3 protein-coding genes are annotated in these 1,616 nt (G+C 56.6%); 2 read left to right on the forward strand and 1 reads right to left on the reverse strand.

Features of this window, described 5'->3' with window-relative positions; translation table 11 throughout:
- Both WAQ08_RS14725 and WAQ08_RS14730 read left to right on the forward strand, forming a co-directional pair.
- The coding region (locus WAQ08_RS14725; RefSeq protein WP_422192452.1) for a hypothetical protein at positions 1–605 on the forward strand (605 nt) is incomplete at its 5' end.
- Between the two features lie 471 nt (positions 606–1,076).
- Positions 1,077–1,247: a helix-turn-helix domain-containing protein gene (locus tag WAQ08_RS14730; RefSeq protein ID WP_422192456.1), complete on the forward strand. Its 171-nt coding sequence runs from the start codon at positions 1,077–1,079 to the stop codon at positions 1,245–1,247.
- A 168-nt stretch (positions 1,248–1,415) separates the two neighbouring features.
- Here WAQ08_RS14730 and WAQ08_RS14735 read toward each other — a convergent pair.
- Positions 1,416–1,616 (reverse strand): IS3 family transposase (locus WAQ08_RS14735; protein ID WP_422192454.1); only part of this gene is annotated, 201 nt, incomplete at its 5' end.

A 1,616-nucleotide genomic window follows, 5' to 3' on the forward strand; every position in this document is an offset into this window, starting at 1 on the left:
GCAATGCCGCGGGCCGGAACCTCCCCAACGCGATCGGAATCGAAACCTTCGCGCACGACGGGCGGCAATTCGTCATCGCGGCGGAGGCGCGCACCGTCACGTCGGCCGGCACCCCGGGCACCTTCGCCAGCCTGCAAACCGGGTCGGTGTCGACGTGGGAGATCGCCGCCGACGGCACCCTCACCCCGCGCGCCCAGGATTTCCTCCTCGGCCCGACGACCGCATCCGGCCCGGTACAACCCGGCTGGGTCGTCTTGAACGCCGCCACATCGGTCTTCTGGGTCGCCAGCTCGACGGGTGCCGCGATTTCGGGCTTCGGCCTTGGCGACGACGGCATGATCGCGCGCGGCGAGCGGCTGGTCAGCGGCACCCCGGTCGATCCCGCATCACCGACGCCGCTCGCCAATGCCGACGGCTTTATCGACATGGCGCTCAGCGGCGACGGCCGGTTTATTTATCAGCTGGTCGGGCTCAAGGGCCGCGTTGATGTCTATGAGGTCGATACGCTGGTGGCGTTCAACATCGCGCGCCGCCAGCAAGTCACGACGGGCTTGCTGCCGATGGACAATCTTCAGGGGATCGTGGCGGTCGCCGGTCGCAGCTGATCGGTCTGTGACGAACCGGGCACGTCCTTCCCGGTGTTGACTGGAAGGGGTGGTGGCAGGGCTTGTATAGAACAAATTGGTTATCAGATTGATATAGTTATATTTATTTTTAATCCGATAAACTTCCCCCACACTCACCCCCACACTTCTGAAACAGCTCACGTTAGCTGACAAAGAGCATCTCCGCGCAAACAGCAATCGCGACTCGGTAGAGCGGAAGTGACAATCACGCCCGCTCCGCTCCAATCAGAATACGAAAACCTCCATCAATTCGCGTTACGCATCACCCGTTAGCGCAATTTAGATCTAATTTTGTTTAATTGAATATAGACTCAGGTCGTTATGAGAACTTTTATTCCATATTAAAGTAGATTTATATCTACTTAATTAAAATTATTGAACTAATATTTTTCAGAATCTACATTAAGGTGAATCTGCACGAACGCAGACGGTTAAATTTGGATAATGAAAATGCTAGTATCAATAAAAGAAGCCGCTCAACGCTTGGGCGTAGGTCGAACACTGACCTACCACCTTATAGATCGGGGGCAGTTGGACACTGTTAAAATCGGCACGCGGCGGCTGGTCAAAGTGGACAGCATCAAGGCGCTGGTCGAACGCGCTACTGGCGGTGCCGAATGAGCGACATCAATATTCACAATGGAGCCGGTGCTGCGCCAACAGCTACCGGCTCTGAGATTGCTACAGCTACCAGCCAAGCAACGCCTTCTAGCGCAGGAGACACGTTAACGCCAGACGCGGATATAGAACTGAACCGCCCCGGGACTGCCGGAGGCCATTTGGTTTAAGTTACGCAGCCATGGCGACGTCGTCCAGCATGGCGTAGTATCGTTCCTCGGCTTCGGCGGGCGGGATGTTTCCGACAGGCTCCAGCAGCCGCCTGTTGTTGAACCAGTCGACCCATTCGAGCGTGGCATATTCGACAGCTTCAAAGGATCGCCACGGACCTCGCCGGTGGATCACCTCGGCCTTGTAAAGGCCATTGATTGT

The sequence above is a fragment of the Aquabacterium sp. genome (genome assembly GCF_049274795.1).
Classification (GTDB): Bacteria; Pseudomonadota; Gammaproteobacteria; order Burkholderiales; family Burkholderiaceae_C; genus Aquabacterium.